The 24,948-nt window shown below is 51.0% G+C and carries 27 protein-coding genes and 2 tRNA genes; 24 read left to right on the forward strand and 5 right to left on the reverse strand.

Going from position 1 to position 24,948, the window contains the following annotated elements; all coding sequences use genetic code 11:
* Positions 1-136 precede the first annotated feature (136 nt).
* Complete coding sequence (locus NFR28_RS02990) at positions 137-424, forward strand: co-chaperone GroES (protein WP_251178343.1); 288 nt, start codon at positions 137-139, stop codon at positions 422-424.
* A gap of 75 nt (positions 425-499) precedes the next feature.
* On the forward strand, positions 500-2,140 hold the full coding sequence (gene groL / locus NFR28_RS02995; protein WP_251178344.1) for a chaperonin GroEL: 1,641 nt from the start codon (positions 500-502) through the stop codon (positions 2,138-2,140).
* A 76-nt stretch (positions 2,141-2,216) separates the two neighbouring features.
* Here groL and NFR28_RS03000 read toward each other — a convergent pair whose 3' ends face one another.
* A complete protein-coding gene (locus tag NFR28_RS03000; protein WP_251178345.1) occupies positions 2,217-2,423 on the reverse strand; it encodes a hypothetical protein in 207 nt (68 codons plus the stop codon).
* Positions 2,424-2,830: 407 nt separating this feature from the next.
* Between NFR28_RS03000 and NFR28_RS03005 the strand changes: the two genes are divergently transcribed.
* Positions 2,831-3,820, forward strand: a complete 990-nt coding sequence (locus NFR28_RS03005) for a putative manganese transporter (RefSeq protein WP_251178346.1) — start codon at positions 2,831-2,833, stop codon at positions 3,818-3,820.
* A 180-nt stretch (positions 3,821-4,000) separates the two neighbouring features.
* On the forward strand, positions 4,001-4,612 hold the full coding sequence (locus NFR28_RS03010) for an HD family phosphohydrolase (RefSeq protein ID WP_251178347.1): 612 nt from the start codon (positions 4,001-4,003) through the stop codon (positions 4,610-4,612).
* Here NFR28_RS03010 and NFR28_RS03015 read toward each other — a convergent pair.
* Positions 4,562-5,905: an MFS transporter gene (locus tag NFR28_RS03015; protein ID WP_251178348.1), complete on the reverse strand. Its 1,344-nt coding sequence runs from the start codon at positions 5,903-5,905 to the stop codon at positions 4,562-4,564. The genes NFR28_RS03010 and NFR28_RS03015 overlap by 51 nt on opposite strands.
* Positions 5,906-5,910: 5 nt before the next feature.
* On the reverse strand, positions 5,911-6,336 hold the full coding sequence (locus tag NFR28_RS03020; protein ID WP_251178349.1) for a universal stress protein: 426 nt from the start codon (positions 6,334-6,336) through the stop codon (positions 5,911-5,913).
* Between the two features lie 266 nt (positions 6,337-6,602).
* Here NFR28_RS03020 and NFR28_RS03025 point away from each other — a divergent pair.
* From NFR28_RS03025 to NFR28_RS03085, 13 genes are all read left to right on the forward strand, one after another.
* Positions 6,603-6,678, forward strand: a tRNA-Lys gene (locus NFR28_RS03025).
* Between the two features lie 25 nt (positions 6,679-6,703).
* Positions 6,704-6,777: transfer RNA gene (locus tag NFR28_RS03030), tRNA-Gln, on the forward strand.
* A 446-nt stretch (positions 6,778-7,223) separates the two neighbouring features.
* Complete coding sequence (gene infA / locus NFR28_RS03035; RefSeq protein WP_120361101.1) at positions 7,224-7,442, forward strand: translation initiation factor IF-1; 219 nt, start codon at positions 7,224-7,226, stop codon at positions 7,440-7,442.
* Between the two features lie 201 nt (positions 7,443-7,643).
* Positions 7,644-7,757 carry a 50S ribosomal protein L36 gene (gene rpmJ / locus NFR28_RS03040; RefSeq protein ID WP_006363204.1) on the forward strand — a complete coding sequence of 38 codons (114 nt, stop codon included), beginning with the start codon at positions 7,644-7,646 and terminating at the stop codon, positions 7,755-7,757.
* A 17-nt stretch (positions 7,758-7,774) separates the two neighbouring features.
* Positions 7,775-8,143: a 30S ribosomal protein S13 gene (gene rpsM, locus NFR28_RS03045; protein ID WP_251178350.1), complete on the forward strand. Its 369-nt coding sequence runs from the start codon at positions 7,775-7,777 to the stop codon at positions 8,141-8,143.
* A gap of 12 nt (positions 8,144-8,155) precedes the next feature.
* The gene (gene rpsK / locus NFR28_RS03050) at positions 8,156-8,551 is read left to right on the forward strand and encodes a 30S ribosomal protein S11 (RefSeq protein ID WP_251178351.1); all 396 of its coding nucleotides are present in this window, start codon (positions 8,156-8,158) and stop codon (positions 8,549-8,551) included.
* 19 nt (positions 8,552-8,570) lie between these two features.
* Positions 8,571-9,197, forward strand: coding sequence for a 30S ribosomal protein S4 (rpsD, locus tag NFR28_RS03055; protein WP_251178352.1), 627 nt, complete (start codon positions 8,571-8,573; stop codon positions 9,195-9,197).
* Between the two features lie 32 nt (positions 9,198-9,229).
* Complete coding sequence (locus NFR28_RS03060; RefSeq protein WP_251178353.1) at positions 9,230-10,180, forward strand: DNA-directed RNA polymerase subunit alpha; 951 nt, start codon at positions 9,230-9,232, stop codon at positions 10,178-10,180.
* An 11-nt stretch (positions 10,181-10,191) separates the two neighbouring features.
* The gene (gene rplQ / locus NFR28_RS08905) at positions 10,192-10,806 is read left to right on the forward strand and encodes a 50S ribosomal protein L17 (RefSeq protein WP_338025897.1); all 615 of its coding nucleotides are present in this window, start codon (positions 10,192-10,194) and stop codon (positions 10,804-10,806) included.
* Between the two features lie 94 nt (positions 10,807-10,900).
* Positions 10,901-11,665: an energy-coupling factor transporter transmembrane component T family protein gene (locus NFR28_RS03070; protein WP_251178354.1), complete on the forward strand. Its 765-nt coding sequence runs from the start codon at positions 10,901-10,903 to the stop codon at positions 11,663-11,665.
* Between the two features lie 222 nt (positions 11,666-11,887).
* Complete coding sequence (locus NFR28_RS03075; protein WP_251178355.1) at positions 11,888-12,127, forward strand: hypothetical protein; 240 nt, start codon at positions 11,888-11,890, stop codon at positions 12,125-12,127.
* 342 nt (positions 12,128-12,469) lie between these two features.
* Complete coding sequence (gene eno, locus NFR28_RS03080; RefSeq protein ID WP_251178356.1) at positions 12,470-13,762, forward strand: phosphopyruvate hydratase; 1,293 nt, start codon at positions 12,470-12,472, stop codon at positions 13,760-13,762.
* 3 nt (positions 13,763-13,765) lie between these two features.
* Positions 13,766-14,308 (forward strand): LOG family protein, encoded by a 543-nt coding sequence (locus NFR28_RS03085; RefSeq protein WP_251178357.1) that lies wholly within the window; start codon positions 13,766-13,768, stop codon positions 14,306-14,308.
* Positions 14,309-14,473: 165 nt separating this feature from the next.
* Here the strand turns inward: NFR28_RS03085 and NFR28_RS03090 are convergent, their stop codons facing one another.
* A complete protein-coding gene (locus NFR28_RS03090) occupies positions 14,474-16,423 on the reverse strand; it encodes an FAD-binding protein (RefSeq protein ID WP_251178358.1) in 1,950 nt (649 codons plus the stop codon).
* Positions 16,424-16,661: 238 nt separating this feature from the next.
* Between NFR28_RS03090 and NFR28_RS03095 the strand changes: the two genes are divergently transcribed.
* From NFR28_RS03095 to NFR28_RS03125, 7 genes are all read left to right on the forward strand, one after another.
* Positions 16,662-18,194: a helix-turn-helix domain-containing protein gene (locus NFR28_RS03095; protein WP_251178359.1), complete on the forward strand. Its 1,533-nt coding sequence runs from the start codon at positions 16,662-16,664 to the stop codon at positions 18,192-18,194.
* A 53-nt stretch (positions 18,195-18,247) separates the two neighbouring features.
* The gene (locus NFR28_RS03100) at positions 18,248-18,454 is read left to right on the forward strand and encodes a hypothetical protein (protein ID WP_251178360.1); all 207 of its coding nucleotides are present in this window, start codon (positions 18,248-18,250) and stop codon (positions 18,452-18,454) included.
* Positions 18,454-18,660, forward strand: coding sequence for a hypothetical protein (locus tag NFR28_RS03105; protein ID WP_251178361.1), 207 nt, complete (start codon positions 18,454-18,456; stop codon positions 18,658-18,660). Before NFR28_RS03100 ends, NFR28_RS03105 begins: the two co-directional genes overlap by 1 nt.
* A 92-nt stretch (positions 18,661-18,752) precedes the next feature.
* Entirely contained in the window at positions 18,753-20,333 is a 1,581-nt protein-coding gene (cimA, locus tag NFR28_RS03110) for a citramalate synthase (RefSeq protein WP_251178362.1), read from the forward strand.
* Positions 20,334-20,645, forward strand: coding sequence for a YerC/YecD family TrpR-related protein (locus tag NFR28_RS03115; protein ID WP_251178363.1), 312 nt, complete (start codon positions 20,334-20,336; stop codon positions 20,643-20,645).
* A gap of 399 nt (positions 20,646-21,044) precedes the next feature.
* A complete protein-coding gene (locus NFR28_RS03120) occupies positions 21,045-22,208 on the forward strand; it encodes a C40 family peptidase (protein WP_251178364.1) in 1,164 nt (387 codons plus the stop codon).
* A 381-nt stretch (positions 22,209-22,589) separates the two neighbouring features.
* Positions 22,590-23,129, forward strand: a complete 540-nt coding sequence (locus NFR28_RS03125; RefSeq protein WP_251178365.1) for a VanZ family protein — start codon at positions 22,590-22,592, stop codon at positions 23,127-23,129.
* 56 nt (positions 23,130-23,185) lie between these two features.
* On the opposite strand, the gene NFR28_RS03130 is transcribed toward NFR28_RS03125, so the two are convergent.
* Entirely contained in the window at positions 23,186-24,871 is a 1,686-nt protein-coding gene (locus tag NFR28_RS03130; RefSeq protein ID WP_251178366.1) for an FAD-dependent oxidoreductase, read from the reverse strand.
* Positions 24,872-24,948 lie beyond the last annotated feature (77 nt).

Below are 24,948 nucleotides of genomic sequence, written 5' to 3' on the forward strand. Positions count from 1 at the left end.
GAGTGGCAGGGTGTTATAGTAAACAAAGCTGTTTAGCACTCTTAGACTTTGAGTGCTAGCAATCAAACCAACTGAGTGGTTAACGCAAGGCATATCGCCTTGATCGTATGGCACAACATGAAAGGAAGGCAGCGCTATGAACCTGAAACCTCTGGGAGACCGCGTGATCGTCAAGCAGGACGAAGCCGAAGAGACAACGGCATCGGGTCTGTATATCGCCAGTGAGGCGAAGGAAAAGCCCCAGAGCGGTATTGTTCTGGCAGTAGGCGACGGCAAGATGGACAAAGATGGCAACATGGTTCCAGTTCCCGTCAAGGTGGGCGACAAAGTTGTCTATGGCAAATTTGGTGGCACTGAGATTTCAGTGGACGGCGAAGATGTTTTGATTCTTCGCGCTGATGATTTGTATGCCGTTTTTGCATAAGCCTTTAAGAGATATATCAGCTCAAACTCTTAGCTCAGCACATTAGTGAGCATTATTTAGAAAGGAGCCATATTCATGGCTAAGGAAATTAAATTTGAGGCAGATGCGCGTAGCGCACTTGCAGCTGGCGTAAACAAGCTGGCTGACGCCGTAAAGGTGACGCTTGGCCCGAAGGGTCGCTATGTTGCACTCGAGAAGTCATATGGCGCTCCGCTGATCACCAACGACGGTGTTACCGTAGCAAAGGAAGTCGTGCTTGAGGATCCGGTTGAGAACATGGGTGCTCAGCTTGTTCGCGAAGTTGCTGTTAAGACCAATGATGTTGCTGGTGACGGTACGACCACCGCAACCCTGCTTGCAGACGTTATCGTATCTGAGGGTCTTCGCAACGTAACCGCTGGTGCAGATGCTTTGGGTATTCGCCGTGGTATCCAGAAGGCAACGGATGCAGTTGTTGAGGCTATCAAGGCTGACGCAACCCCTGTTTCCACCAAGGAGCAAATTGCAAACGTTGGCACCATTTCTGCAGGTGACGCTGTTATCGGCGAGAAGATTGCTGAGGCAATGGAGGCTGTTGGTAAAGACGGCGCAATCTCTGTTGAGGAAAGCCAGACCTTCGGTATTGATATGGATATCGTTGAGGGTATGCAATATGAGCGTGGCTACATTTCACCGTACATGGCTACCGACATGGAGCGCATGGAAGCAGTGCTCAATGATCCGTATATCTTGCTGACCGACCAAAAGGTTACCAACATCAATGACATGGTTCCGCTGCTTGAGGAGATCATGAAGTCTGGCCGTCCGCTGTTTATGGTTGCAGAGGACGTAGAGGGTGAAGCACTTGCCACCATCTTGCTGAACAAGCTGCGTGGCACGTTTAACTGCGTTGCTATTAAGGCCCCGGGCTTCGGCGATCGTCGTAAGCGCATCCTGGAAGACATTGCTGCAGTTACTGGCGCACAGGTTATCGACAAAGACTTTGGCATGACCATGGCTGACGCTCGCGTTGATATGCTCGGTCACGCAAAGACGGTTAAAGTAACCAAGGATTCTGCTTTGATCGTTGACGGCGCTGGCGACAAGCAAGCTATCGAAGATCGCATCAACATCGTAAAGGCTGAGCTTGAGCGTGCTGATTCTGACTTTGATCGCGAGAAGCTCCAAGAGCGTCTTGCTAAGCTCTCTGGCGGCGTTGCTGTTCTGAAGGTTGGCGCTGCAACTGAGTCAGAGCTCAAAGAGACTAAGTCTCGTATTGAGGACGCATTGCAGGCAACTCGTGCTGCTGTTGAAGAGGGTATCGTTGCTGGTGGCGGCGTTGCACTTCTGGATGCACAGTCTGCGCTTGACAGCGTTAAAGCTTCTGACTCTGACGAAGAGGTCGGCATTGCTATTATTCGCAAGGCTGTTGAGGCTCCAATTCGCGCTATTGCACAAAACGCAGGTTTTGAGGGCAGCGTCGTAGTTGAGCATGTGAAGAACATGAAGGCTGGCGAAGGTCTGAACTGCGCTAATGGCGAATACGGCAACATGATTGACATGGGTGTAAATGACCCGGTAAAGGTTACCCGCACCGCTTTGCAATCTGCTGCTTCTGTTGCTGCTTTGATCCTGATCACTGAAGCAACCATTAACGAGATCCCCAAGGATCCCGATCCGGCAGCGCTTGCTGCAATGGCAGGTGCAGGTGCCGGCGGCGGAATGGGTATGATGTAAGCCTGAGGGCACGCTCGCTCCCTGAACGCGGCTATCGAATTGCCGCATAATTGAAACTCGGAGAAATGACCGGCGCTTAATCGCCGGTCATTTTCTTTGCTGCTGTCGGGTTGTCCGGCGTGCTACTTGCGTTCGCGTAGGCGTTCGCGTGTGGGCTGCTGTCGGCCTGCTCGGCGTGCCCGGCGTGCGCGGCGTGCCCGGCGTGCGTGGTGTGCGCGGCGTGCCCGGCGTGCGCGGTGTGTCCGGCGTGCTGCCACTTGTGCCCGATATGTATAGTTTTCATACATTTCCGTCACAAGCTGCCATAGCCTTTGACCAGGTAAAACTCTGCATAATCCCAGGTCATAAGCTTATGAAAATTTGGCGGGATGTGCCGGAAATGTATGAAAACCAGCCCATTACCTCGTCCACTGTTGGTGAGGTGGCGCCCCGCCGCACCGTCAGGTCGCCCCGCCGCACTGTCAGGCCGCCCCGCCGCTGGGTGGGCGCCCCACCGCTGGATGATGCCCCGCCGCTGGGTGGCGCCCCGCCGCTGGGTGGCACCGTGCCAGGCCGCCCCGCCGCTGGGTTGCCGCTGGGTGGCGCCCTGCCGCATCGCCGATCTGCAGCCGTGCGCCCCTTATTACCATTTCTCGACGAAGTTGTGTGTGCTTTGAGCCTGACAGGAGGCGAGGGTTACAATACCAAACCATGGACGAATTCTTACATATCGCAGAGCACGTATTAGAGCACTCGGTTGCCGATACTCTTTATTTGATTCCCATTCTCTTTGTCACGTACGTGGTCATGGAATGGCTCGAGCACAGAACGGGGCACAAAGCACAAGAGGCCGTCAAGCGCACAGGAGCGGCTGGGCCTATCGTTGGCGCTCTTGTGGGCGTTGTTCCTCAGTGTGGCTTTTCGGCAGTGGCAGCTACGTTATGGGCAGGACGCGTCATAACGTTTGGTACCTTTTTTGCGGTTTTGCTGTCAACGTCGGACGAAATGCTGCCTATTCTCATTGCTGAACAGGCGCCTATCGCAACGATTCTCAAAATTCTCGGCGTGAAAATCATGATTGGTATGGTCATGGGTTTTGCGGCAGATGCAATGCTGCGAGTGGCGCATCGAGACAATCAAAAACTTCGCATTCATGAAATTTGTGCCCAGGACAACTGCCACTGTACCGATGGATGCACGACGTGCCACGAGCATCCGGAGCTGGTCTATGAACATACTGATGATTGCTGCCAAACGTGCACTCACGAGCATCATCACCACGACCATGACCACGATGCTGGATGGAAGCCAATTCTGAAGAGCGCGTTAATTCATACGATTCAAATCACCATTTTTATCTTCATCATTACCGTGATTTTGAATACTGTTTTAGAAGTAGTTGGCGAAGATGCGCTCGGCAGTTTCCTCAGCTCAAATCAGACGCTTGCGATATTTGGCGCTGCATTGATCGGCCTCATTCCGAATTGCGCTCCAAGTATTGTCATTGCGCAGTTGTATATGGAAGGTGTCCTTGGGGCGGGCGCTATGCTCTCAGGTCTACTGGTGTCTGCGGGTGTTGGTTTGTTGGTGCTCATTCGCACGAACCGCCACCCGGTACAAAACGTTATCGTTATCGTGCTTCTCTATGCAACAGGCGTGTTCTGGGGTCTGCTTGTTAATCTTCTTGGCATAACGTTTTAGCTTTACAAGCGTATCTATTCCAAACATTTGACCGACTACAATTTCGCTCTTGATACAGTACAATACGAATCAACTATTGGGCGCGAAAGCTTTGCCGTCTCTTTTGCCTGGTAACACGGGCAACGAAGTCAAAAGGATGCACTGCTTACCGCGCATTATGTTCGAGACAGAGGAGAAATCATGGCAGCACTTGAAGCCGGTATGTCGCGCGACGAGGCCTTCGCGCTTCTGCAAGCGCACAACCAGGATCCATTCCACATTGAGCATGGCGAAACAGTTGAGCAGACGATGCGTTATTTCGCGCGCGAATATGACCCGGAGAATGAAGAGTTTTGGGGCATTGTAGGTCTGTTGCACGATCTCGACTGGGAAGAACACGACGACGAACCTGAGATGCATACGCTTTATGCCACGCCGCTTATTGAGGCGGCAGGTGGTACTCCTGAGCTCATTCGCGCAATTCAGTCGCACACTTCTGACTTTAATACCGATCTGCCGAAGCCTGAGTTGCAGATGGAAAAGATTCTGTTCGCCACAGAAGAGCTGACAGGACTTATTGGGGCAGCCATCGTGATGCGCCCCTCTAAGAGCGTGATGGACTTTGAGGTGAAATCCCTCAAGAAGAAGTTCAAGGATAAGCGCTTTGCAGCAGGTGTGAGCCGCGATGTTATTCGTAGTGGTGCCGATATGCTTGGGTGGGAGCTTGATGAGTTGTTCGCGCGCACTATTTGCGCGATGCAATCATTTGCGCCCGATCGCGATACGTTTGTTCCCGCAGATAGCCAGGAATAAAGCCAGCGCAATCATACCTAAGACGCTCATGCCCACATACATTGCTTGATAGCCAGAGATTGGCTGCAGTGCACCGAGTAGCACCGGTCCTATCCCGACGCCAAGATCAAGCATAATATAAAAAGTTGCATTTGCCTTGCTGAGCCTCTCATCTGCTGTTTTGCGGACAGCTACGGCAAGGCCGCATGATTGTATGGTGCCTACGCCAAAACCGAGAAGTAATGCGGAGCCCAGAATCATCCAGTCATTGCTTGCGAAGGCAAGAACAAGTATGCCGCCAGAAAAGGCGAAGAATGCTGGCATCATAACAGGAGTAGCCCCTTTACGGTCGAATGCTTTGCCCGTGAAGGGGCGCGTTATGAACATGCTGATGGCATAGACGATAAAAAAGACGCTTGCTGCCTGCGCAAGGCCAAGCTCGGTTGCGTAGGGTGTCAAAAAAGTGAGCAGGCTTGAATACCCAAAAAAGATAAGACAGGCCACAAACGAAATAGGGAGCACCCCAACCTCAATGAACTTGCTTGCTAAGCTTTGTTGACCTGGGCTCTTCCGTGTGACAGCTGGTGCTTCGCCTACACGCAGTTCGCGCGTGGCCTCTACGGAGTGAGGGACAAGGTCAGCTGCAACATCGTCGACGACAGCTTGCTCGGTTTGTACGAAATCGCGTTTCAGGGTTGTGTTCGAGGTAGCGCGAGGGGCGCGTATGGCCAAGGCTAATGGCAAGGAGATACCTGCCGCAACAGTTGCAGCTGCAAACAAAAGGGGATATCCCAAGTTGTTTGAGATGAAGATGCCTGTAAACGGCCCTATGGCTGCACCGAGTGTGACTGAGAGCATGAAATAACCAATGCCTTCGCCTTTGCGCTCGATAGGCACCATGCTGGTGACAAGTGTAGTGACCACCGTAGAACAGGTACCAAAGGCAAAGCCGTGGGCGAAGCGTACAACGATGAGCAGCCCGAGTGCGCCGTGAAGAAAATAAAGCGCAGTCAGCGTTGTTTCCAGAAGCGTTCCGACCACAAGAAGCGTTTTAAGAGGAATGCGCTCAAGCAAAAGAGCGCTGGTAAATCGTGCAACAAGGGTGCCTATAATGAAGACACTTGCGCAAAATGCTGCAAGTGATGCAGGGGCTTGGTAGACCGTCATGGCGTAAGCAGTCATTACCACCATGAGCATAAAGTAGTTTGCTGATATGACGAAATTGGTAAGTGTGCCTAGAACAAAGTCGCGTGTCCAGAGTTTTTCTTTCGGGGGCTTAAGCGGTTTTGGCGCACTTGGTAGGGGGTCGTCCATGAGGTTTAATCATCATCCTTGGCAATAAGAACCGTGACAGGAGAGTTTTTGGTAACGGCATAGCTTACTGAACCCAAATAGCCTTTCACACCGCCTCGACCACGGCTTCCCATAACAATGAGGTCGCATCCTTGTTCTTTTGCGCATTCAACAATGAGATCAGCGGCAAAAGTTCCTTTGAGAAGCTTTACGGTAGAGAGATTCTTCGCACGCGCAGCATACGCTTCCAATTCAAGGCGAATCGGCTCGGCGTCCTCAATGACAATAGCGCTAGCGCCAATACCTGCTGCCGGTGCTGAGACAATGCGGAGAACATGCGTGAGTACAAGCGTGATAGTTGGGTCTTGTTCTGCAATCTGAAAAGCAAGATTAAGCGCCTTTTTTGAGGCATAAGAACCGTCGTAGGCTACCAAAATCTTTGAACACCACATAGCGAACCTTCCTCGTGAAAGACAAAAACCCATACACTTTGCGAAATGCTGCTGTGCTACATAATTGCCTGCGCGTAAGATCGCCTGCGTTGCAACATCGCATTATTACCTGCTTTTGTGACCGTTATTGTAATCCTTGCACTCACCAATTGTTGAGCGTTTGTGCGCTTGCTGCCAATTTGCAACGTTTTACGCAATATTTACGTTGACCCCAAGGCACAACGCGGCTACAATAAGTGTTCGCGTGTTCAGGTGATGCGTAAAGTGGGCCGTTAGCTCAGTTGGTAGAGCAGGGGACTTTTAATCCCAAGGTCGCGGGTTCGATTCCCTCACGGCCCACCACTTTTTCATCAGGATTCGCTTTTGCTGGGGTATCGTCCAACGGCAGGACTCTGGTTTTTGGTACCAGCTATCTAGGTTCGAATCCTGGTACCCCAGCCAATTCTCTTTTCCCTTTTAACAATTGAATTCTTTGAAGCGCACGCAGAGGTGCTGCATTTTCTTGTATGTGCTCGTGCGAAAAACAATTCGCTTTATAAGTCTTATTCAATTGCTTGACCTGTTACGCGAAACCATTACAATAGTTAATTCAGTAATCGAAGTCTTTAACACGAGTGATAATTACTGGTGTGTCTTCGTTTCGATATGCCGACAAGGCGGTAGCGCAAGCGCGCAAATACCTGGCGGTTGCTAGAACACCCAGAGCATGTGTTCGTTGTGGCAAACTGCGCGGCTGTAAGACCGCAAGCCTGACATGCAGGTGCGAAAACCAAACCATTCGGTTTGTTAGGATTTCGTGTCCCCAAAATTCTCCTTGAAACATTCCTCCAATCTTTGGTAATATCTACTATTGCTGCAAAATGTTCGATTTGCTTGGAGGATAACCGTTGGCAAAAGAAGACGTTATTGAGCTTGAGGGAACTGTCCTTGAGGCTCTCCCGAACGCAATGTTTAGGGTAGAACTCGAAAATGGGCACAAGATATTGGCTCATATTTCTGGAAAGATGCGTATGCACTACATCAAAATCTTGCCAGGAGACAAAGTCACGGTTGAACTTTCTGTGTACGACTTGAATCGTGGTCGTATCACATATCGCTTCAAATAACCGAAAAATTGCGCATGTAATGTGAACGACCTGTGCAGGTTTTATGTACGGGTTACTTTGCAAGCGTGATCTTTTGGGTGGTGGAGTCGCGTAAGACTTACCAAGATTATTCGCCAAGAACATCAGCGTCTAACAGCAAAAATTCTCACCTGCGGCTGGGTGTGAAGATAGAGGTAAACGCATAACCGAAAGGAAAATGATATGAAGGTACGTCCTTCGGTCAAGAAAATGTGCGACAAGTGCAAGATCATTCGACGCCATGGCAAGGTGCTCGTTATTTGCGAGAACCCGCGCCATAAGCAGCGTCAGGGCTAGGAAAGGGTTAGATATTTATGGCACGTCTTGTTGGTGTCGATCTTCCTCGCGACAAGCGCATTGAGATCGCCTTGACCTACATTTACGGCATTGGCCTAACTACTTCTAAGCAGGTTTTAGCTGAGACCGGTGTAAACCCGGACATCCGCGTAAAGGACCTCTCAGAAGATGATTTGACGAAGCTTCGCGATTACATCCAGAACAACCTCAAGGTTGAGGGTGACTTGCATCGTGAGGTTTCTCAAAACGTGAAACGCCTCATGGAAATCGGTTGCTATCGTGGCCTGCGCCATCGTCGTGGTTTACCTGTTCGCGGCCAGCGCACGCATACTAATGCTCGCACCCGCAAAGGTCCACGTAAGCAAATCGGCGGCAAGAAGAAGTAGTGAGGGAGTTTCATGGCTAAGAAAAACGTACGTACGCGCATTAAGCGCTCCGAGCGTAAGAACATCGCCGTGGGCGCAGCTCACATCAAGTCTACGTTCAACAACACTATCGTAAGCATCACCGATCCTCAGGGTAACGTGATTTCGTGGCAATCCGCTGGCACCGTTGGCTTTAAGGGCTCTCGTAAGTCCACGCCGTTCGCTGCTCAGATGGCTGCTGAAGCTGCTGCTAAAACTGCAATGGAGCATGGCCTTCGCAAGGTTGCTGTGTTCGTAAAGGGACCTGGTAGCGGTCGCGAGACGGCTATTCGCTCGCTTCAAGCAACCGGTCTTGAAATTGCAAGCATTCAGGATTGCACACCTATTCCGCACAACGGTTGCCGTCCGCGCAAGCGTCGTCGCGTGTAACTGAAAGGATCAATGAATTATGGCTCGTTATACAGGAGCGGACTGCCGTCTGTGCCGTCGTGAGGGAGCGAAGTTGTTCTTGAAGGGCGACCGCTGCTACACGGAGAAGTGCGCACTCGAGCGCCGCAGCTACGCGCCCGGTGAGGCCGGCAAGAAGCGCGTTAAGGAAAGTGAATACCGCCAGCAGTTACGTGAGAAGCAGAAGACCAAGCGTATCTATGGCGTATTGGAGAAGCAGTTCCGTCATTACTATGACATGGCTAACCGCCAAAAGGGCGTTACCGGTGAGAACTTGCTTCGTATTCTGGAAAGCCGTCTTGACAATGTGGTTTATCGTCTCGGCTTTGCGAAGTCTCGCGCAGAGGCTCGTCAGCAGGTTCGCCATGGCCACATCACAGTTAATGGTCATCGTGTAGACATTCCGTCTTACCGTGTTCGTCCTGGTGATTTGGTAGCAGTTGCTCCCAAGGCAAAGGACATGCTGGTTATCAAGAGCGCGCTTATCAGCAATGAGCGCGTGCAGGTTCCTGCTTGGCTTGAGGTGGATATCGAAAAGCTTCAGGGCAGCGTACTTGCTCTTCCGCAGCGTGATCAAATCGATCTGGACATTCGCGAGCAGCTCATCGTAGAGCTTTACTCCAAGTAGTAATCGCGACCTAGTAAGGAGGCTAATCTCGCATGACAGAGTTCATGAGGCCTACTGTAACAACGGAAGAAGTCAACGATACTGTCGCGCGTTTTATCGTGGAGCCGCTTGAGCGTGGCTACGGTTTTACGCTCGGTAACTGCATGCGTAGGGTATTGTTGTCGTCTTTGGATGGCGCAAAAGCAACTGCTATCCAAATTGAAGGCGTACAACATGAGTTCACTACCGCTGAAGGCGTTATCGAAGACATTACTGATATCGTGTTAAACGTGAAGGGACTTGTCTTCTCGGCGCTCAATGATGAGGTTGAGGAGAAGACGGCTCATGTATCAGCCGAGGGTCCTTGCACCGTAACAGGCGCTGATCTTGACATTCCTACCGAGTTTACGCTGGTCAATCCTGAGCATGTGATTGCCACGGTTGCCGATGGCGGCCAACTGGATATGACCATTCGTATTGGTGTAGGACGCGGCTATGTGTCCGCTGAGCGCAACAAGCGCACCGAAGATCCTATCGGAGTCATTCATGTTGACTCACTGTTCTCTCCGGTTCGCCGTTGTACGCTCAACGTTGCCGACACGCGTGTTGGACAGCGTACTGACTACGACAAGCTTGTGCTTGAAGTGGAAACTGACGGCAGCATTGCACCGAAAGAAGCAGTATGTCGTGCAGCAAATATCATCAACCAGTACATGGGTGCGTTCCTTTCGCTGTCAGATACTGCTGGCGATGAGAACGTTGAAGTACAGTCCATCTTTGCTGAAGAGGATCTTGAGTCCAATGCAGAGCTGGACAAGCAGATTGAGGATCTGGATCTTTCCGTTCGCTCTTACAACTGCTTGAAGCGTGCAGGCATTCATTCTGTACGCCAGCTGGTTGAGTTCTCTGAGAACGACTTGCTGAACATCAGAAACTTTGGTGCGAAGTCCATTGAGGAAGTGAAGGATAAGCTCATTTCCATGGATCTCAATTTGAAACTATAGGAGAGTACGTTATGCGACACAACTACAAGGGCCGCAAGCTGGGAACTGATTTCGCCCACACCAAGGCAATGAAAAAGAGCCTGGTGAACGCCCTGTTCCTCAACGACCGTATTAAGACGGTTGAGTCTCGCGCCAAGGAGATTCGTCCTGACGTTGACAAGATTATCACCTGGGCAAAGAAGGGTGACCTTCACTCTCGTCGCCTTGCTATTGCAGCAACGGGTGACAAAGAGCTCGTTCGCGAGATCTTTGAGAAGGTAAGCCAGGGTATGTTCTCTGAACGCCAGGGTGGCTATACCCGCATCATGAAGCTTGGTAACCGCAAAGGTGACAACGCTTCCATGGTTATCATGGAGCTTGTTACTGAGCCGGTAGCTAAGAAAGAGGCTGCAAAGCCTGCTGCTAAGAAGGCTACCAAGAAGACCACGCCGAAGAAGGTCGAAAAGGTTGAAGAGACCAAAGAGGCTGAAGGCGAGCAGAAGGCAGAAGAGGCCAAGGAAAACGAAGCCGTTGTTGCCGAGCATGCTGAAGAAGTTCGCGAAGAGGAGTTCAAGGCAGAAGAGGCAAAGGCTGAAGAGGCTGAGGCAGCTGCTGCTGAGAACGAGGAAAAGGATAAGCCCGAATAAGCTTATCTTGACATCGTGACTTATTATGAAAGGCTCGCATGCAGCGAGCCTTTCTTTGTACACGGCGCCTTGACTAAGGAGTAACTACAATCGGATGTTTGCGAACGTGAACAGGGTAAACCAGACAAGAGTGGGTCGCGTTGATACACGCGTAAAACTTGTGCTGCTCCTTTCGTATAGCATTACGCTGTTTGTAGTGACAAACTGGTTTGGAATTGGCTTGTGCGCTGTGATCTTAGGAGTGTGCGTGGCGGGATCAAAGGTTTCGCCTGGAAAGATCTTTTCTGGTCTTGTTCCTTTATACCTGCTCTTGCTGTTTACGGTCTTTTTTAACGCGTATTCCTTTGCTGGCGACACAATGGTTTTTACGGGGGAAGGACTCAATCGCGGGTGTTTGTACGCGTCTCGGATTATGCTGCTTGTGGTTGCTTCTTTAGTAGTGACCTATACCACTACTGATACGGCACTTACCCTTGGCTTGTCGCAATTGCTTGCACCGCTTCGTGTGCTACATGTGCCTGTTGACGATATTGCAATGACGCTTACCTTAGCTTTGCGCTTTATTCCAGTGTTTTCCGAAGAATTAGAGACATTGAAACGAGCGCAATTATCTCGTGGTGCTGCACTGGAAAGCGGTGGTCTTGTTGTTCGCATGCGTGCGTGGCTCACCATTATGATTCCTTTATTTGTTGGGCTGTTTCGTCACGCTGATCGGCTTTCGCTTGCCATGGATGCTCGCTGTTATGGGCTTTCGCCTCAACCCCGAACTTCGCTTGAGTCACAGGCTTTTACCTTACAGAACGGCATCATTTTAGGATTGGGTTTAGCGCTCTGTTTCGCGCTTGGAATCTTCTTCTGATCAGGTCATATACGCAAACATGATCTGATATTGATTGCTGAGGGATCTTGTTAACCTTGAGTCGGTTGATAAGGTGTTGAAATACCGTCAGGTTGCGGTGGTCGTGTCTGAAAGCACTCGAAACTACAATGAATGTGCACCCGGATGCAGCTCGGGCACAGTTAACTAGCTGCATATGGGCGATATATGTATGAAATTGTAGTACCTCGCTGGAAGGAGCGCATGATGACTGAGAAATATGATGCTGCTAAAGAGGCTGAGCTAAACGCTATTGCTGCTGACGACCTTCGTCGTATTGAGCAAGAAGTTGTAGCAGAAGCAGAAGCTTCAGTAGACGATTTTGACGCCATGAAAGACGAGCAGAAGGCTGCCGATGCTGCAGAGGCTGCTTATACTTTTGAGGCTGCTCAGGGCATTTCAATGGATATTGAGGCTGAGTCAGAAGCTCGCTTGGAGAAGTAATCTGCTTGTTAGGCAAGCTGATTAGTTTTATCAATCGAGTTTCAATTGGCCAGTTGAAGCTTTGTGCGTTCCAAAACTCGGCTTTTGTTCACATAAGCTGAATGAGTGAGGGCGTTGTCCTCAAAATGGATCGGTTTATTGTGGCATAAGAGAACGCAAGCGAACGGGCGGTGCTGAGGGCGCCGCCCTTTTTGCGTCTGATGAAGGTGTGCTTGTGCAAATATCTTACGCACCACAAACATGGGGCGTGTATGGTAAACGCCGAGAGGCGGCCTTGGAATATGTCTTGCCGTGATATGATAACCGACATGGTAAACATCATTCCTTCATGAGGAGGCATTCATGAGCATCATTATTGACGTGTATGGTCGCGAAGTTTTGGACTCTCGCGGAAATCCAACCGTTGAGGTTGAGGTAGTTTTGGAGGATGGCGCATTTGGCCGCGCTGCTGTTCCTTCAGGTGCTTCAACAGGCGCGTTTGAAGCGGTTGAGCTTCGCGATGGCGACAAGTCTCGCTACCTGGGTAAAGGCACTTTGGATGCGGTTGCTCACGTCAACACGGAAATTGCAGACGTGCTCGTAGGCATGGAAGCAGAGGATCAGCGCGCCATTGACGAGCTGATGATTGCCACCGACGGCACCGAGAACAAAGGCAAACTGGGCGCGAATGCTATTTTGGGCGCATCTCTTGCAACGGCAAAAGCTGCTGCTGAGTCAGCTGAGCTTTCGCTGTATAAATATGTAGGTGGCGCTAATGCTCACTTGTTGCCGACACCCATGATGAACATTCTCAACGGTGGCGTGCATGCAGACAACAACGTTGACTTCCAGGAATTCATGATCATGCCAGTTGGTGCTGAGTCTTTCGCTGAAGCACTACGTTGGTGTGCTGAGATTTACCACACCCTGAAAAAGGTTCTCCATGATGCCGGCTTAGGCGGAGGTGTTGGTGACGAAGGTGGTTTCGCTCCGAACTTCAAGACCAACGAAGAGCCGCTTGAGTACATTGTTAAGGCGTGCGAAGCCGCAGGTTATAAGCCTGGTTCAGACATTATGTTTGCTATGGACCCCGCCTCTACGGAGTTCTATGATGCTGACAAGCAGAAATACATTTTGGCTGGCGAAGGTCGCGAGCTCACCAGTGATGAAATGGTTGATTACTGGGAGGCGTTGGTAAACAAGTACCCGATTATCTCCATTGAAGATGGCATGGCAGAAGAGGACTGGGACGGCTGGAAGGCTCTTACCGAGCGCATCGGAGATCGTGTGCAGCTCGTGGGCGATGACCTGTTTGTGACCAACTCCAAGCGTCTTGCAAAGGGTATTGAGCTGGGTTGCGCAAACGCCATCCTCATTAAGGTAAACCAAATTGGTAGCTTGACAGAGACGCTTGAGGCTATTGAAATGGCAAAGCAGGCAGGATATGCTTGCGTTATGAGCCATCGCTCTGGCGAGACTGAAGACACCACTATTGCTGACCTGTCAGTTGCTTGCAACACCGGTCAAATCAAAACTGGCGCTCCGTGCCGTTCGGACCGTGTGGCGAAGTACAATCAGTTGCTGCGCATTGAAGAAGAGCTTGATAGCCAGGCAGTATATGCTGGTATGAAGGCTTTTTATAACATCAAGCGATAGCGCATGAAAATAACGGTTTATTGCGGATCAACGTTTGGCATAAACGCCGCCTTTGAAGAGGCGGCGCAAGCCTTAGGACGCGAGATTGCCAAAGCTGGCTACACCCTGGTCTACGGAGGAAGCTCGGTGGGGCTAATGGGCGTCGTGTCGCGCGCAGCTCTTGAAGCAGGAGGCATTGTCGAAGGAGTTGAGCCGCAGTTCTTTATTGACGCAGGTGTGGCGCAACATGACTTGAGTTCGCTGTTTGTCGTGGAGACAATGAGCGAACGAAAGGCGCTCATGATTGAGCTTGGAGATGTGTTTGTGGCACTTCCGGGCGGCATTGGCACCCTTGAGGAGATCTCCGAGATCATGTCGCGCGTGCGTTTGGGTCTTGGTCCTGATCGTTGCTATGTGCTCAACATTGGCGGGTTCTATGAACCCTTTAAAGACCTCCTTAAAGCCATGGTGGCGCAGCGCTTTTTGGATGCCGCAGATTTAGAGGTGTTTCATTTTTGCGAAAGTGTCGAAGAGCTGATGGGTCTTATTAAAAGCCATAGCGTGTAGAAGCAGGTTAAAAGGACAAAAACCAAAAAGCTCCCGTGAAAACGGGAGCTTTTTTGTGTAGCAGCGCTGTAAGGAGAAGACTGCTACAAGCTTTCGCACTACTTATTCAAAAGGGAGGGAGGGGAGGAGTAAGTAATGCGGTGAGCAACACAGGGAGAGTGTGGCTTATGCGGGTGCACCGCCACCTTCGCCTTCACCTTCGCCGTCAGCTGAAGGAGGAGGACCGGCCATACCTTTGTCGGATTGCTTAATGTCAGCGTTGCCAGCACCTAAGGTGCAATATTGATTGATATCTTCGGTTGCCAAGTACTCGCCAAGCGTGTAACCAAGGCACAGGCACATGCCAATTGAAACGCCGTTCATGATGCCGTTGTAGCCCATCGGGAAGCGTCCGCCTGAGGTGTTGCCGCAAGCAAAGAGGCCCTTGATAGGTTCAAAGCCCTGACCTTGTACCTGCTGCTGCCCGGTGACCAACAGACCAGAAGTAGCAACCAACGAACCGCCACCAATACGCTTTGAGCAGGGGTAGCCATAGAAGGGACCTTCAACGATCGGCCACATGGTTTCGGGATCACGACCAAACTCGGTGTCTTTGCCAGCATCATGAGCGTCATTCCAAGCCTTCACGGCTGCTAATGCGTTTGCTTTGACGCCGTCTTCCATACCCATGTAGTCGCACAGCTCTTCAAGCGTATCTGCGCAGTAGAGGAATTTGCCTGAGGTGTCGTCACCATCCGCACCAGAGCCCACGGCATTTTCCATGTAGGTAGCAACATTAGCGATGGTCTCTTCATCCCACTCTTTGGGAGCCAGATGGCCAGCGAGCTGGTTCAAGAACACTTCTTGCCAATCGTTGCCCCAGATCAGATAAGCGCGATCGCCTGGTTCACGAGCTCCCGCGCAACCGGAGAGCAGAGGACCGCCAAAGGCTTCGTTGCAGTAGCGCTTGCCGTATTTGTTGAGCCACAAGCACTCCACGCCTTCCATGGGAGACAGCGGGATGAACGCGTGGCTGCCCATGTCGCCGCCTGTTGCAATTTCAACTTTGGCGCCAATGCGCATTGCCATGGCAATACCAGAGCCATCGCGACCAGACATTGCTGCGCAATCTTTGTATTCGCCCAGCTCATAGTTCTCGCGGCAGATAGCGTTATACATTGCTGAGTTGCTTCCGATGTCGCCGCATGCAAGTACAACTGCTTCGCCATTGTATTGGGTATATTCGCCGGTATTTACGTCTTGGGCAATAACGCCGGTGACCTCGGTGCCGTCCTCGTTGTGGACGAGACGAACAGCTGATGTGCCGAATACAAACTCAGCGCCAGCTTCTTTGGCTTTTTCTTGGCTGCGTTTCACGGCGTCGGTCATGCCAACGCTGCCTGCAAATTGGCACGTGCCAACATATGAGGTGAAAGGACCCTTCTTGTAGTTATAGCCATCTACAACCGGCCAGTTCAGCGGCACGAGCTCGTCTTTTTCGGTCTCGGTGTATCCGTCAATGAACCAGTCCAGCGCCTCGCCTGAGCGATTGGCGAATTGTGAAAGCAGCGTGGGTTGCACGCGGCCGGCACCATACATTTGGTACTCATTCATGAAGTCAACAACGTCATACTCGGGAATACCAACGCGGTCGAGCTGCCATGATGAGTTGAGATGTCCAATGTCATTGCCCAGTGCGCTAAAGGTGTCTTCAGGCTGGGTTTCAAGCACGATAACCTTTGCGCCCAGCTCAGCAGCGCGGCGAGCGCATGCGGTGCCTGCGTGACCAGCGCCACAGACGATGATGTCGGCATCTTGTGTGCCAGCTAAATCTGCGTCTTCAATGACAGGTTCTTCGCCCAACCAGCCTGCGCCGAGCACTTCACCCATGGTTTTGCCCTCGTTGCCAGTAGGAGCAGCAGCTCCCGATGCGGCAGCGCTTGCGCCATTAGGAGCGCCAGTTTCAGCCATGGCGGACTCACCGTCTGAGGCGGCCGGAGCACAGCTGGCAAGCATCCCTGCGCTTGCAGCTCCAAGTGCCATGACGCCCGCTCCTTGGAAGAAGTTGCGGCGGCTCAGCTCAATGCGTCCGCGCTTTCCGGCAAGCTCTTGCTTGACTTTCTCGGTGTGATTCATAATTTCCCCTTTCGAGCAATTTCGCTTTCGCGTAAGGTCACTATGCCCACTGCCAGTGTGCTTGCCAATGCCGTCGAGATGGTGAATTTGCTTCAAATTGCTTCACCTTGAGGTGGTGAATTCGTAATATGCGCAGGTCAGCAACGCGAAGAAACGAGCGCAATTTTTAAGGGGATCGGCGTTTGCGCGTATAATAACCAACCAGGGAGTGGAAAGTTTCTGTGCTGTAGGGAGGGAAATGATGGCTGAAAGCGCAGCGACGCCGTCGTTTCTGGCGTTAAGAGTTAATTGGTTTAGCGTGAAATTGTCGCTGGGAATTGCCGCGTTTTATTCATGGGTTTATTTGCTCTTTTGTTTTGAGGGCTTGTTGCGTGATGTGGTTGCTTATGGCGGTGGCGTCGTGCATGATCCTGTCTTTTTGTGCGCATGCATAACTGCCTCCGTCTTGCTTTTGGTGGTTTTGTTCGTTACTAAGAAGCGTGCGGGGTTGCTTAATTCCGTAGAGCATAGCGAGCAGAAAGCGCTCACTTCACGCGTGCATCGCTGGCGCATTGCTATGGTGATTTTTGCCGTCGTGGGTGCACTTTCAGGTGTTTTTGGAGTATTTTTGAGTGCGGTTGCACCTTTGGGGCAGACCGGATTGCAGGTGGCAGCAGCCCTTGCGGGCGTGGTGGCCGGCGTATTTATTGCTGCATTTACCCTTGAGTGGGGCGAGGTTGTTTTAGCGCTTGATATGCGCAAAGCAATTGTGGCTTTAGGCGTGGCTTTTTGCTTGCAGTGGATTCCCTTTGTTGCTGTGGAGCTGATGGGAAGCATCTTTAAAGCGATTTTGGCGGGGGCTTTGCCGTTGCTTTCGTGCTGGTGCTTGCTTGGTTTTTCGGAAGAGCGTTTAGCGGGTGAAGAAACGCCCCGGATGTCAAAAGCTGCTCAGTCAACTGATAAGCGACTAGTTGGTCGTGTAGCGCTTGCTTCCTTCGCCTTTTCTTTCGTGGCGCAATTCACATGGACTTGCAATGTGGTAATGACCACAGAACCGCTTGATCAAAGCTTGTTTTGGGTGGTATTTGCACTCATTTTTGTGGTGACAGCTTTGTCGGTTGGCGTTGTGCTTGCACTTATGAATCGCTGGCGCGCTTATCGGATTGAGTTGTTTTATCGCGTAGCGTTTGTGTTTAGTATGGCGGGCTCGGCTGCCCTTGGTTTGGCGGCCACACATCTTCTGTTTTCGTATGCGCTTGCCTACATTGCTTATGCGCTCATCATGCCAACCATGTGGATGCTTGCGTGGTCTATTGTGTTTATGAGAAATGGGAAGTCGCGCCCGGTGATTGGATGGGTATTCGGCTTGCAATACCTGGGATTACCGCTCGGTTTTGCTGCTGCGCGTGGTATGCAGTCGTTAGTGGGTATCACGGTTTCCTATACCATGCTGCCCTATGCAACTTTGCTCGCAACGGTTCTTCTGGCGCTGGCATATGCGTTTGTTTTGCCCGAGCGTACGCTGATGACGCTTTCACCGCGACTTTTCAAGCTCAGTCACGAATCAATTGATGAGCGTTGTAAAGATATTGCCACTCAGCATAAGCTTACCGCACGCGAGGCGGAGATATTGGGCTTTTTGGCGCGCGGGCGCGATGTGGGATATATCGAAAAAGAGCTCTTTATTTCGCGCAATACCGTCAACACACATCGCAAAAACCTCTACAAGAAGCTTGGTATTCACACCCAGCAAGAATTGCTATCCCTTTTGGAAGAGACACTAGATTCATAAGTGCTATAGTGATATTGCGTTACAAATATACGCTTGCAGATTAAGGATGTAGTATGGCATTTATTGCGTCACCTGCAGAGTTCTTCATAATTGCTGCTCTTATCGTAGTGGTGCATCTTGCGTGCGCTGTTGCAACAGCCTTTATAGCGAAGAAAAAGGGCTATACGGTTTGGGTATTCGTACTTACGGCTGTTTTGGCAAGCGCGGTTACTTCACTCATTTTGATGGCCTGTCTGCCTCGGGCAAAGGGGGAGCAATAATGGCTGATTTGCTTACAAACCCTTTGTTGATTCTTATTCTCATTAAGCTTATTGCGGCGCTGCCGATTGCTTATGTGGCGAAGAAGCGCGGATATAGCTACGGTCTCTTTTTTGCATGCGCCTTTTTGCTTGAGACAATTACAACCATTGTTTTCATTTGTGTGCTGCCGAATAGGACAAAGCAAAGCCCTCACGCAAGCATGTAAGTAAGAGAGTAATTCATATTGGGTATGATAGGCTCGTGTGTCCCTGTTGGGCATGCGAGTCTATTTTATAAGAAGCGCTTGGAGGGCATGCCATGCGAGTTTATACCTATGATTGTACATTGCGAGACGGCGAACAGTGCGAAGGCATTACGCTATCGCTTGAGGATAAGCTGCGCATTGTTGAGCGCCTGGATGCTTTTGGCATTGACTATATTGAAGGGGGTTTTCCCGCTTCAAACCCAAAAGATATTGCATTTTTTGAGCGCGTGAAGACACTTCAGCTTACGCATGCGCAAATTGCCGCATTTGGTTCTACATGCAAAAAAGGTACAGCCGCTCAGAACGATCAAGGGCTAGCCGACTTGCTCGCATGCGGGGCGCCGGTTACTACCATTGTGGGAAAAACCTGGGATGAGCAGGTAACACGCGCGCTTTGTACCACGCTTGAAGAGAACCTGCGTATGATTGCGGATTCGGTGGCTTACCTCAAAAGCCATGGTCGCCGTGTAGTATTTGATGCGGAGCATTTTTTCGACGGCTATAAAGCTAACCCTGAGTACGCCTTAGCGTGTCTGCGAGCGGCGGCTGAAGCAGGCGCAGATTCGCTGGACTTGTGCGAGACCAATGGCGGGGCTTTGCCCTTTGAGGTTGATCAGGCGGTTGCAGCTGTTGTAGAAGCACTTCCCGGACAACCTGTTGGCATCCATTGTCATAATGACTCAGGATGTGCGGTTGCGAATACGCTTGCAGCCGTGCGAGCAGGGGCAACGCAGGTGCAAGGTACCGTCAATGGCATTGGCGAGCGTGTTGGTAATACTGATTTGTTAACGGTGATTGCTGACTTGGAGCTCAAGATGGGGGGCGAATGTGTTGGCTCGGAAAACCTGCGCGAGCTGACGAGTGTTTCGCAATTTGTGGCAGAATGCTGCAATGTTTCAGTTTCGGCGCATCATCCGTACACGGGCGCGTCAGCTTTCGCCCACAAGGGAGGTCTGCACGCCAGCGCAATTGCACGCTTTCCAGAAGCCTATGAGCATACTTCACCTGAGCGCGTGGGCAATGCAACGCGCATGTTGGTGAGCGAGCTTGCCGGCAAGGCATCGCTTGTGGCGAAGGCGCGCGCTTTAGGCATTGATCTGGGAGAAGATCCCATTCAGGTGCAATCAATACTTGATGAGATAAAACAAAGAGAAGCGCAAGGCTACTCCTATGAGACTGCCGATGGCTCGCTTGCTCTTTTGATTGAGCGGCACCTCGGCAAAGGTGAACCGCATTTTACCTTGGAGAGTTTTCGCGTGATAGTTGATGATCGTGAAGACACGGGAGCGCTTGCGAAAGACGCAATGAGTGAGGCTACCATTAAGGTGCACGTGGGTGATAAGCGCTCAGTTGCCACCGGTGAGGGAGTTGGCCCTGTTGGTGCGTTGGATAATGCGCTTCGCATGGCTATTGCGCCGTCATATCCTGCGGTTATGGGAATGGAGCTGGTTGACTTTAAGGTGCGCATTTTGGATGAAAATGTCGGCACGGATGCAATCACGCGCGTTATGATTACAACACGCGATGCTCAAGGAAGCTGGGGCACCGTGGGCGTTTCGGAAAACATCATTGAAGCATCCTGGAACGCATTGGTTGATTCTATTGAGTATGGCCTGATGAGGACGGAGGGGTAAATGTCGCAACCAGCACAATTGCGTACCCCTGAAGTTGATGCGCTTTTGCGTGTATTGGCCTCGCTTGATGACGAGGACGAAATCTTCGCGCTCTTGGAAGATTTGTTTACTATTCGCGAGATTAAAGAGACCTCACAGCGTTTGTCGGTGGCAAAGCATCTAGCCGAGGGCAAATCATATAGCGCAATTGAAGACATAACAGGTGCGTCGGCTACAACAATTGCACGTGTGTCAAAGTGTTTGAGTTATGGGGCAGGGGGTTACCAAGCAGCTCTTAAAGTGCTCTCTGAAGATGATTCGCCTGTTCAGTAGTTGTTCTTTCGAGGCGGCGTAGCCCCATGGCTGATCGCTTTTAGTGCTGATTTGCCTGCAAATAGGCGTGTGGTCTGGCAAAATATGTACGAAGTGTGTATAAATTGACCAAAGTGCTACATATATGCCCAGCATACAACTCTTGCTTAACGTAGCCATAACAAATAGCGTTTGACGTGCGAAAATGAATGAATAGTTGTCAATAATATGTGAGAAAAGATGTCTCATTTTTATGAAAGAGCGCATGCTCTTTCATAACAAAGGGTCGTACTTTGTCACCAATCGTGTTATAGTCTGTTACCTACCTGTTGATTAGCGGGTTGCTTTGCTGTACCACCTGATCAATGGGTTAATTACTAAAGTATTATTAACCGAGTCAACAATAGCGAGGAGGGGGATATGCTTCAAACAGAGACCACCCTTAATCGCCGAGTGTTTCTCATGGGCGCCACTGCAATGGGTGCAACGCTTTTAATGCATCCGACGTTTGCGTGGGCAGATGACGCCGATGAAGAAGCTGAAGAAGAACCAACTGGCCCTACTGCAGAAGAGAAGTTTGCTGAAGCGGATGCAGTGCATCAGCGCATTTTGGCGCTTCAAGACGAATTGTCTATTGCGGTGGAGGAATACTATAAAGCACTTGATGAGCACGATGCAGCAGTAAAAGCTGTAGAGGATGCTCAAACTCAGATTGATGAAGCAAGTACGCAAATTGATGAGCTGCAGGATACGTTGGCAAAGCGTGCTCGAGCGATGTATCGCGATGGGCAAGCTTCAACATTTGACCTGCTTTTAGGGTCCGCCTCTTTTGAAGAATTCGCTGTTAACTGGAGCTTGCTTTCCATCTTGAACGAAGAAGACTCCAAGATGATTGCAGAGACAAAAGATCTGCGCACAGATGTTGAAGATCTTAAGGTCACGCTTGAGGAGCAAGAGCAAGTTGCGGCCGATAAGATTGAAGAGGCACAACGCATTAAAGACAATACCGAAGAGAGCATTCAACAACTTGAAGAGCTGCGTGCTCAATTAGATGCTGAGGCTCTTGAGCTGCTTGAGAAAGAACAAGTGGAACGTGCAGCTGAGTATGCGGAGCGTTCACGTGAAATGTATGCATATTCTTCTACGGCTACGCGTGCTATCCCGTCGCATGGTTCTGTGGTTGACTATGCGCTTTCGCGCATTGGTTGCCCGTATGTGTGGGGCGCGGAAGGTCCAGATGCTTTCGACTGCTCAGGTTTAGTTCGCTGGGCCTATTTGCAAATTGGCATGTCGCTTCCGCATCAGACTGAGGCACTCTATCATGCGGCAGATGCACGCTTGCCTGTTTCTGAAGCGCAGCCAGGCGATGTGCTCTGGGTTGGTTATGGCGATGGGTTTAATGGCCATGTGGGTATCGCATTGAATGAAGGTGGCACAAAATATGTGCATGCACCTACGTTTGGTGCGTTTGTTCGCGATACTGACGATCTTGCTTGGGCAGGCTTTACGCACTGCTTGCGCTTTAAAGGAGCTGATAGCGAGATTGATGTTGAGGCTTATGAGGCTGCGGCTGCAGAGGCCTAGAGTTTTTGAGATTCTTACCGTTTTCCGTCACGCATGAGAGGGGGTAGTTCTCTTGCGCGACAGAAATGATGCGGCCGAAGTACGTCCGGTCTGCAATGTGGTTTTGAAACGACCGTCCTGGGGGCGGTCGTTTCGTGTTTGAGAAAGGGTTGTCTCTGCGGCTTCAACGTAACAACCGCAGAGAAATATGCACCTTGCTTTAATCAGGAGCTGTGGCGAAATCTGATGTTTGTGCTACATTGCATAAGAGGAGGTCGCCGGGTGGTGGCGACCTCGCGGCGGTCTGGAGGTCGCCGGGTGGTGGCGACCTGGCGGCTTACGCGCGCTGAGCAAGCCGCACGCGCTGAACGTGAGTGAGTCAAACGAGGTGACAAGGGAAGAATGAGTAGATCTTCTAAGACGCGAAACACTACGAATGCACAACCAGATTCACGTGCGGCAGTTTCTGGGCATACGCGCCCACGATCACGTGTATATGTCCTGATAAGTTGGGTTGCAGTGGTCCTATGGGCGGCCGTGATCTTTTATATGTCAGCTCATACATCAGGTCAGTTTAGTGGCGAAATGGGACTAATTTCTCGCATCTACGAAGCGCTTAAAGCGTGGCAGCTTTCCGTGTTTGGCGAAGGCTCGCAGTTTATTTATAATGCAGCGCACTTTTTGGAGTACACCGTTTTTGGAGCGCTTTTAACCAATGCGCTTTCGTGTCATATGTCGCTTGCGCGCGCAGCGCTTTGCGCTGCAGGTCTTGCATTGGCTTACGGCATCACTGACGAGATTCATCAGCTGTTTGTGCCATCGCGCTCCAGTGATCCTATGGATTGCGTCTTTGACTTTTTGGGTGGTAGTACAGGAGCTGCTTTGGTATATGCAATCGCCCCGCACGTGGCGGGGCGATTAGGGAGGGAACCAGAAGCGTAAGTAAGCGTACTGGTTAAGGGATGTGTGTCGTGCGCATCACGAAGCGCTCATGCGGACTAAGCAGAGATAGCTACAACGTCAGCTTCGGTAATCGGAGTTGAAGCCTCAAGCTTGCCACCAGTTGCAGCCTGGATGCCACAAATACGACCTGTCATGATGCAGTGACCGGCTGACATGCCGCCCTGATACATTGACCAGTCTGGAGCGCCGCAGAGCTGACCTGCAGAGAAGCCAGTTACCCACAGGTTCGGGATAACTTCGCCTTCGGCAGTGGTTGCCTGATAGTTCTCGTTGACAGTAACACCAGCGCACAGAGCAGATACGCGAACATGCTTGTGGATGCCCCAGTACGGCGGTTGTTCGATCTTTTGCAGATACTTAGCAGCTTTACCAAAGTCAGAGTCAAAGCCGGCGTCGCACATTTCGTTGTAACGCTCAACAGATTTCTTAAGGGTGTCTGCAGGAATGCCAAGCTTTCCAGCTAGCTCATCAAGGGTGTCGCAGCAGTACGTGTCAATGAGACCTTCGATAACATTTGCGCCACTTTCAGCGGAACGATCCATCTCAACGTCAGGCATGTATACTTGGATCTTCTCTTTGTCGGTTGGCTTGCCGCCCCAGCCTTCAACTTGCTCAACATAGTTGTCGTCGAAGATCTGTGAGTACCAGCCGGGTTTCGGCTGATTGCGAAGAACGCAGTTGATCTCCTCAAAGATGCAGTCTTCGTTCATGAAGCGTTCGCCATTTTCATTGACGGTCATGAAGGGCTCGCCAAACATGGGGCCAGAGTCGAAGTCATGCAGCATGTGAGAATGGCCAACCGGTACAAAACCTGCGCCAACAGCCATGGACATCAAGATGCCGTCGCCTGTCTTGTTGACCTGCTTGCGGTCGAATTCCTTTACGTCAGGGCAGTAGCGCTCAACGAGGCTTTGGTTGTTCTGATAGTCGCCTGTTGAAAGAATAACGCCCTTGGTGGCATTGAACTTGATGTAGTCATTGCCGCTCTTGCCAATAACGCCCGTTACCGCACCCGAATCATCGGTTACCAGCTGAACGCCTGGTGTAGAGTAGAAGAATTCAGCACCTTTTTCTGCGGCGAAATCAGCCAAATGCTCAATCATGGTACCGTTGTTGTAGGGCTTCGGTCCAAAGACGATGCTGCGGCGTGAGCACTTTGAGCCGTCTTCATACTCTGCTACAGCAGTGGGGCGAACTGTGTATGGCGGGAAGCCTGCTTCTGCGGTGCGAACTTGGGTCCAGCGAATAGCTTCGCCAGAGTACTTTGCGTAGGTTTCAGCAAGTTTGCGATCGGCACGCCAGCCGCAATCCTCCATGAAGCCCTGGATGTAGTTCATAACGCCTTGCTCGTCGCTTTCGTCAAGCAAAACACCTGAGCAGGTACCGCCCTGAGAAATGGGCTTAGATTCCTTTTGTAAAACCGCAACAGTTGCGCCTTCTTCAAGTGCTGAGAGTGCTGCCGGAACTCCGCCCGTACCAGCACCTACGACAACAACATCGTAAGTCTTTTCTTCGCTGAACTCAGTGATGGGCTCAATTTCAACAGGGGACTCTGCAAAGTCGCTCTCTTGCAGGCCAGCCGGATATACCGTTGAACCGGTTTCGGCAATTTCGGTATTGTCGGTTGCAGCAGGAGTTGAGCAGCCTACCAAGCCAGCTCCAGCGCCTAAAGCGCCAACGGTTAATGCACCTTTTAAGAAATCTCGACGATTTAGTTCCACGACTCCCTCTCCTTTCCTTAAAGGTCGTGTCTGTTTCGGATTCTCCCCTCCGAAACACTTGCAAGGCTAACAAGCGA

It is taken from the genome of Adlercreutzia agrestimuris (genome assembly GCF_943193125.1).
GTDB classification, from domain to species: Bacteria; Actinomycetota; Coriobacteriia; order Coriobacteriales; family Eggerthellaceae; genus Xiamenia; species Xiamenia agrestimuris.

Bases quoted from the DNA above. Each gene is read 5' to 3' on its own strand.
- NFR28_RS03020 (WP_251178349.1), bottom strand. From the start codon at position 6,336: ATGTGGTGTTCAAAGATTTTGGTAGCCTACGACGGTTCTTATGCCTCA.
- NFR28_RS03000 (WP_251178345.1), bottom strand. From the start codon at position 2,423: ATGAAAACTATACATATCGGGCACAAGTGGCAGCACGCCGGACACACC.
- NFR28_RS03120 (WP_251178364.1), top strand. From the start codon at position 21,045: ATGCTTCAAACAGAGACCACCCTTAATCGCCGAGTGTTTCTCATGGGC.
- NFR28_RS03125 (WP_251178365.1), top strand. From the start codon at position 22,590: ATGAGTAGATCTTCTAAGACGCGAAACACTACGAATGCACAACCAGAT.
- cimA (WP_251178362.1), top strand. From the start codon at position 18,753: ATGCGAGTTTATACCTATGATTGTACATTGCGAGACGGCGAACAGTGC.
- NFR28_RS03100 (WP_251178360.1), top strand. From the start codon at position 18,248: ATGGCATTTATTGCGTCACCTGCAGAGTTCTTCATAATTGCTGCTCTT.
- NFR28_RS03115 (WP_251178363.1), top strand. From the start codon at position 20,334: ATGTCGCAACCAGCACAATTGCGTACCCCTGAAGTTGATGCGCTTTTG.
- rpmJ (WP_006363204.1), top strand. From the start codon at position 7,644: ATGAAGGTACGTCCTTCGGTCAAGAAAATGTGCGACAAGTGCAAGATC.
- rpsM (WP_251178350.1), top strand. From the start codon at position 7,775: ATGGCACGTCTTGTTGGTGTCGATCTTCCTCGCGACAAGCGCATTGAG.
- rpsD (WP_251178352.1), top strand. From the start codon at position 8,571: ATGGCTCGTTATACAGGAGCGGACTGCCGTCTGTGCCGTCGTGAGGGA.
- eno (WP_251178356.1), top strand. From the start codon at position 12,470: ATGAGCATCATTATTGACGTGTATGGTCGCGAAGTTTTGGACTCTCGC.
- NFR28_RS03090 (WP_251178358.1), bottom strand. From the start codon at position 16,423: ATGAATCACACCGAGAAAGTCAAGCAAGAGCTTGCCGGAAAGCGCGGA.
- NFR28_RS03010 (WP_251178347.1), top strand. From the start codon at position 4,001: ATGGCAGCACTTGAAGCCGGTATGTCGCGCGACGAGGCCTTCGCGCTT.
- rpsK (WP_251178351.1), top strand. From the start codon at position 8,156: ATGGCTAAGAAAAACGTACGTACGCGCATTAAGCGCTCCGAGCGTAAG.
- NFR28_RS03060 (WP_251178353.1), top strand. From the start codon at position 9,230: ATGACAGAGTTCATGAGGCCTACTGTAACAACGGAAGAAGTCAACGAT.
- NFR28_RS03015 (WP_251178348.1), bottom strand. From the start codon at position 5,905: ATGGACGACCCCCTACCAAGTGCGCCAAAACCGCTTAAGCCCCCGAAA.
- NFR28_RS03005 (WP_251178346.1), top strand. From the start codon at position 2,831: ATGGACGAATTCTTACATATCGCAGAGCACGTATTAGAGCACTCGGTT.
- NFR28_RS03075 (WP_251178355.1), top strand. From the start codon at position 11,888: ATGATGACTGAGAAATATGATGCTGCTAAAGAGGCTGAGCTAAACGCT.
- NFR28_RS03105 (WP_251178361.1), top strand. From the start codon at position 18,454: ATGGCTGATTTGCTTACAAACCCTTTGTTGATTCTTATTCTCATTAAG.
- NFR28_RS03070 (WP_251178354.1), top strand. From the start codon at position 10,901: ATGTTTGCGAACGTGAACAGGGTAAACCAGACAAGAGTGGGTCGCGTT.
- NFR28_RS02990 (WP_251178343.1), top strand. From the start codon at position 137: ATGAACCTGAAACCTCTGGGAGACCGCGTGATCGTCAAGCAGGACGAA.
- groL (WP_251178344.1), top strand. From the start codon at position 500: ATGGCTAAGGAAATTAAATTTGAGGCAGATGCGCGTAGCGCACTTGCA.
- rplQ (WP_338025897.1), top strand. From the start codon at position 10,192: ATGCGACACAACTACAAGGGCCGCAAGCTGGGAACTGATTTCGCCCAC.
- NFR28_RS03095 (WP_251178359.1), top strand. From the start codon at position 16,662: ATGATGGCTGAAAGCGCAGCGACGCCGTCGTTTCTGGCGTTAAGAGTT.
- NFR28_RS03085 (WP_251178357.1), top strand. From the start codon at position 13,766: ATGAAAATAACGGTTTATTGCGGATCAACGTTTGGCATAAACGCCGCC.